Below are 6,256 nucleotides of genomic sequence, written 5' to 3'. Positions count from 1 at the left end.
GAATGCGGTCATGCTTCGCCCCTACGGATATATTTGCCTTGCACCAGATGCACCCTCTCGGACTTTCGGAATCTGACAAATCTCGGACTTTTGGAATCTAACAAATCTCGGACTTTCGGAATCTGACAAATCTCGGACTGTCTGCGTGCAACAGTTGGCTGATGGGTTAACATAAAAACAGAGCAATGTGCGATCGCCCGCAACGCATTTCAGGGACACAGCCTACCGATTTGAGATTTGAGAATAACTCCCACGGAAAAACAGGAAAGCCTAAATGATCCCAATTAGTCTCGACTTAGTTATCAGCCTCCTGACAGCCATTCCCTTCGGTACCATCAGAGACAGGCTTCAGCGCAACGAAACAGTCATCAAATTATTAAAAAAATTTAACCTCGACCCCGACGCGCCACCCGCAGATTTTAGCGGAGTTTACGTTTATACTTTAGTAGAATACGGCGCTGGCAAACCCAAGCAAATTTTAGAACTGTTTCGCCAAGAAGAGATTGAATCAGCTTTTCGCAAAGCTTTCGAGTCCGACAGCCCAGCCATTTTAATTCAAGCAGGCGATGAGTTTCTCAACGAAAGTGCTTTGGGCCAAGAACTTCGAGATTTAGGCATTGATCCCAGACGGGAATTCATGGCATTTGCGGCCGTGTTTATGGAAGTAGCCAAGCGGACGCGAACCCTTGGCGATGTGATGGTGGGAAATGCGATCGCCTCTTTACAAAAACGCCTATCTCTGGTAATGGATCGCATCGAACGCTTGCCCACGCTGGAAGGAATTCGCACCGAGTTTGCGCGCTTGGAATCCGAAGATGTTCCCGCACTTCCGGCAGCAGCATCAACGAATATTCAAAAGTCTCAAGCTTTCATTTTATCACAACAAGTTCGCGGTTGGTTTGAAACATTAAATTATCAATTTGAAACTTATCAAATCTGCGAAGATAACTATTTTGAATGGATTATCGATGTTCCGGTGAGACGCAAAAAGTACGATCGCATTTTAGTGCGCGGAATCGCCGGAGAAGCCGGGCTCAAGGACATCTTGGCCCTGCGCAAATCCGTGGAAAAACAGCGCACCGATGAAGGTTGGTTAGTCACCGCCCGCCGCATCAGTAGCGCCGCGCGGGATGAAGTAAAAAAAGATGAAAATCGCGATCTAGCTTGCTTTACTTTCGATGAATTGCTGGATCAAGATGCCGATTTTACCACTTATCTGGATTGGCTGGAAACTGAAATTACCAGTCGTGGCATTGATACGAAATACGTGCCGCTAGCTTGTACGAAAGAAGAATTTGACCCCGATACTCACCGCAAGATAGGCGTGAGTCATTATGGCGGGCGAGATGGTTGGATAGAAGGTTATATTGACCTATGGTTGGATGACCCAGTAAAAGAACATATTTCAGTTTTAGGAGAATTTGGAACTGGGAAAACTTGGTTTGCCATGCACTATGCTTGGATGGCGCTGCAACGCTACAAAAAAGCTCAAAAGAGCGGCTTAGAACGCCCGCGGTTGCCGTTAGTAATTCCGCTGCGAGATTATGCCAAAGCAGTTAGTGTGGAGTCGCTATTTTCCGAGTTTTTCTTTCGGAAACACGAGATACCTTTGGCGGGTTATTCGGCTTTTGAACAACTGAATCGCATGGGTAAGTTTCTGTTGATTTTCGATGGTTTTGATGAAATGGCCGCTAAGTGCGATCGACAAGAAACCATCAACAACTTCTGGGAACTCGCAAAAGCCGTGGTTCCCGGCGCAAAAGTCATCCTGACTTGCCGTACCGAACACTTCCCCGAAGGCAAGGAAGGACGGGCATTGTTCAATGCCGAACTGCAAGCATCAACAACCATTTTAACAGGCGAAACTCCCCAATTTGAAGTATTAGAATTAGAGAAATTTAACGACGAGCAAATTCGGCAAGCGCTGTCAGTTCAAACAGAAGCAACTACTGTCGAAAAAGTGATGCGAAACCTGCAACTACTGGATTTAGCGCGTCGCCCGGTGATGACCGAGTTAATTTTGGAAGCATTGCCCGATATTGAAGCAGGAAAACCCGTCGATATGTCGCGGATTTATTTGTATGCGGTGCGGCGGAAGATAGAGAGAGATATCAAAGCAGAACGCACTTTTACTTCTTTAGCAGATAAGCTGTATTTCTTATGCGAGTTATCTTGGGAAATGCTGTCAACCAACCAAATGAGCCTGAATTATCGCGGTTTTCCCGATCGCATTCGCGGCTTGTTTGGTTCCGTCGTCCAAGAGGAAAAAGACTTAGACCACTGGCATTATGACATGATGGGTCAAACCATGCTGATCCGCAATGCCGATGGCGATTATAGTCCGGCGCACCGTTCGTTATTAGAGTTTTTTGTCGCTTATAAATTTGCAGCGGAATTGGGAGTTTTGGCGGCAGATTTTACCGAATTAGTTGCGCCGGAACAGTCTTGTTTAGATCGTAATGCAGCGCCTCAAAAATATGCTTGGTCTAATTATTGTCGATTGCAAGCCCAGAAGAGAAATAAGGGTGAACTTATCGCGCCTTTGCAGGGATTTGTTGCTGAAGATTTAGGGCAACTTCTTCAGAGTTTCGGACACGCACCGCTGACGAAAGCAGTGATGGATTTGTTGTTACCAATGTTGGATGTTATTTCTCCCCCCTTATTAAGGGGGGCCGGGGGGGATCGTGACGATGCCAATCACGAGAGATCCCCCGAATTCCTATTAGGAAGAGAGGATTGTGACGATGCTAGTCAAGAGAGATTTCCCCAACCCCCCTTAACAAGGGGGGCTTTAGAGAAGTCGCCCCTACTGGAAATTCTGGAAGCAACGCGGGGAAAAACTGAAAGCGAAGTAGGTTATGTGGGAGGGAATGCGGCGACGCTGTTGGTAAAAATCGATCGCACTGCGTTAGAAACAAAAGATTTTTCTCGTGCAGTTATTTTAGGTGCTGATTTTACAAATGCTAGCTTGCGCCGCGTCAATTTTGCTGAAGCGAATTTGAGTAATTCTACCTTTACTAAAATCTTCGGCGGTGTTCGATCGGTAATATTTAGTCCTGATGGCAAACTGTTAGCTACAGGTGATACTGATGGTGTAGTTCGCTTGTGGGAAGCTAGCAGTGGAAGAGAAATATTGACCTGTAAAGGACATACCAACGTGGTGCAGTCAGTCGCCTTCAGTCCTGACGGTGAGATACTTGCTAGCGGGAGTTATGAAAATACAATCAAGTTATGGAATGTCAAAACTGGTGAATGTTTAAAAGTTTTGCACGGACATACCGAATCAGTCATGTCAGTCACCTTCAATCCTGATGGAAATATACTCGCTAGCGGCAGTTTCGATCGCACGGTAAGGTTATGGAATATCTACACTGGTGAATGCCTCAAAATTTTGCTAGACCATACTAAAGTTGTATTTTCAGTGGCTTTCCATCCTGCTGGTGAGATGTTGGCTAGTGGCAGTGGCGACACAACAGTAAGGCTGTGGAATGTCGGTACTGGTGAAGGCCTCAAAATTTTGCAGGGACATACTAAAAGCGTGTTTTCAGTTGCTTTCAATTCTGCTGGTCAAATACTTGCTAGTGGCAGCGCCGACAACACAGTGAAGCTGTGGAATATCGTTACTGGTGAATGTCTCAAAACTTTGGAGGGACATTTCGATCACATACGATCGATCGCCTTCAGTCCAAATGGCGAAATACTTGCAAGTGGCAGTCACGATCGCACAGCAAAACTGTGGGATATCAACAGCGGTGAATGCTTGAATACTTTGCAAGGACATAACGATCGAGTAGGGTCAATCGCCTTCGATCCTGGGGGTGAAATACTTGTTAGCGGCAGTTACGATAAAACGCTGAAGCTGTGGGATATCAACAGCGGTGAATGCTTGAATACGCTGCAAGGGCATAGCAATCAAGTAAGGTCGATCGCCTTCAGTCCCAACGGTGAAATGCTGGCCAGCGGCGATGACGCGCAAACAGTCAAGCTGTGGGATGTCAGCAGTGATAAATGCCCCCAAATCTTGCGCGGACATCTCGATCGGGTAAACTTAGTTGCCTTCAATCCTTCGGGTGAAATACTTGCCAGCGCTAGTTACGACCAAACACTGAAACTGTGGGATATTCGCAGTGGTGAATGCCTTCATACTTTGCCAGAATTTGGCAATGAAACACGATCGATCGCCTTCAGTCCCAATGGTGAAATACTTGCTAGTGCAGGTTATGACCAAACGGTGAGACTGTGGGATATCGGTACTGGCGAATGCCTCCAAACCTTGCAAGGGCATAACAATTCTGTAAACTCGGCGGCTTTCAGTCCTTTAGGCGAGATATTTGCCAGTGCAGGTTTTGACGGAACGGTGAGGCTGTGGGATATCCATACTGGTGAATGCCTCCACATCTTACAGGCGCATACGAATTGGGCACGCGCGATCGCCTTCAGTCCAAATGGTAAAATACTTGCCACTGGAAGTGTCGATCGAACAGTAAGATTATGGGATGTCGGCAGCGGTGAATGCCTCCAAATCTTGCAGGGGCATACTGATTGGATACGTTCAGTTGCCTTTAGTTATTATGGTGAAATAGTTGCTAGTGGAAGTGTAGATGGAACGCTAAGATTATGGGATATCCGTACAGGTGAATGTCTCAAAATTTTGCAATGTCATACGAGTAGAATTAATTCAGTTACCTTCAGTTCAAATGAAACAATTATTGCTGCTTGCTTTCGGGATGGCACAATTAGACTTTGGGATATTGAGACCGGTGAGTGCATCAAAATACTGAAAAGTGACAGACCTTATGAGGGGATGAATATTGCTGGAGTCATGGGTTTAACGGAAGTTGAAAAAGCCACGCTCAAAGCTTTAGGTGCTGTGGAAAATTGATTGTTGCAAAGGCTGTCACTCCACCAAGTCCGACAGGGAATCAATTCCCTGTCTAATAGCGAAAGTCCTCTGAAGAGGACTAATTAATTCTTTAGTCCTATGCAAGAGGACTTTCGCTTTGAGGCAGGGGTTTCAACCCTTGCCGGACTGCGGGTTTACCCTTAATCTGCATCTACATCATCGCATTCATGCCACAATAAAATAGAAAAAACCCTAAAACTTATCCGATCGCAAATTCAGTCAATTTTCGCATCATCGGCGGGTCAAACCCAAGTACAATATCTTCTTTGGGAACTCCCAATTCAACCAGTTCGTTAGCAATACCCACCTCGGTACCATCCTGCTGAATCCAGATTTTATTGTCCATAATATCCAGGTGCAAAACCGGGCCATAAACTCGCCGCTGATTGCGCCAGCCTACATAGATTAATTGATAATGGTCTCGCTCAGTATCAAAGATAGTTTGAGCCTGAATTCGCTCATCCCACACCAGACTAGCGTGTTGGGAGAGCAGATTTTGGATATGTTGCCGATAAAGGTCTACATTTGCCATTGTGCGTTAGCGGAGCCCTCGAAGAGGATCGCCTCCTGTTCTATATCATAAACGATTAAATGAATTTGATTTTGTTGAACTAAAGACTGAATAAACCCCATTGTAAAAAAGCTATCGTAGATATTTCCTGGTACTGCTAGGTATAAAATACGCTCATTTTCTTATTTTTGTAAAGCTGCTCGATAACTAATGAATTGTCCTAAAGCTGTATAAAATTGGGAGATTTTGGAGGGGCCAGTAAAGCTTTTGATTTCAACTGCAATTTTCTGTCCATCTTTTTCGGCTGCAACTACCTTTTCGGCACCCAACTCGATGTAAAGTTCTAAAGTTCCTGCCTGTAAAGTATATGGATCGTGAGTAATCTGCCATCCATCTTTCTGGAGAGCGTTTTTAACAACTTCGTGAAAGGCATCTTTAGCAGACATATCTGTACTGACTCGTTGTGTTTAATATCTTGGATAGTTGTTGTATTTTAAGTATATACGATTTGCAGTAAATTCCTATCGAACTTACGTGCGAGTGGTCAGAAACCGGGTTTTTTCCAGAATACTTCGTTATGGCCAGCAGAAGCGGCCAAAAACCCGGTTTCTTTGATTTTGGTTGTGGCGCAAACCCCCGTAGGGGCGAAGCATTCGGGCGACAATATAATAGAAAAAACCCGAATTAATATATCCGAATGCTTCGCCCAAACCCCACCAACAACCCCCGTGAACCAAAGCTATCCCGAAGTGAATCGATCTAACCCCAAGTACCACCAAAAATCGGAACTCGCGCGTCGGAGGGTGAAGCATTTGGATATCAAATATCGCGTTTTCTCCATG

General features: G+C 45.3%; 3 protein-coding genes and 1 pseudogene. 1 reads left to right on the top strand and 3 read right to left on the bottom strand.

The window, feature by feature from the left end; genetic code table 11:
- Positions 1 to 274: 274 nt before the first annotated feature.
- The gene (locus tag QT974_RS27165; protein WP_333471517.1) at positions 275 to 4,882 is read left to right on the top strand and encodes an eIF2A-related protein; all 4,608 of its coding nucleotides are present in this window, start codon (positions 275 to 277) and stop codon (positions 4,880 to 4,882) included.
- A 220-nt stretch (positions 4,883 to 5,102) separates the two neighbouring features.
- On the opposite strand, the gene QT974_RS27160 is transcribed toward QT974_RS27165, so the two are convergent.
- The 3 genes and pseudogenes from QT974_RS27160 to QT974_RS27150 all read right to left on the bottom strand — a co-directional run.
- Positions 5,103 to 5,435 (bottom strand): XisI protein, encoded by a 333-nt coding sequence (locus QT974_RS27160; RefSeq protein WP_333471516.1) that lies wholly within the window; start codon positions 5,433 to 5,435, stop codon positions 5,103 to 5,105.
- Positions 5,423 to 5,860 (bottom strand): annotated as a pseudogene (locus tag QT974_RS27155) (XisH family protein). Before QT974_RS27155 ends, QT974_RS27160 begins: the two are co-directional and overlap by 13 nt.
- A 129-nt stretch (positions 5,861 to 5,989) precedes the next feature.
- On the bottom strand, positions 5,990 to 6,256 hold a 267-nt coding region (locus QT974_RS27150; protein ID WP_333471515.1), incomplete at its 5' end, for a hypothetical protein.

Source organism: Microcoleus sp. BM001215392 (genome assembly GCF_036700185.1).
GTDB lineage: Bacteria > Cyanobacteriota > Cyanobacteriia > Cyanobacteriales > Microcoleaceae > Microcoleus.
The sequence above is the reverse complement of the archived record's forward strand: the minus strand, read 5'-3'. Positions and strand labels throughout refer to the sequence as shown.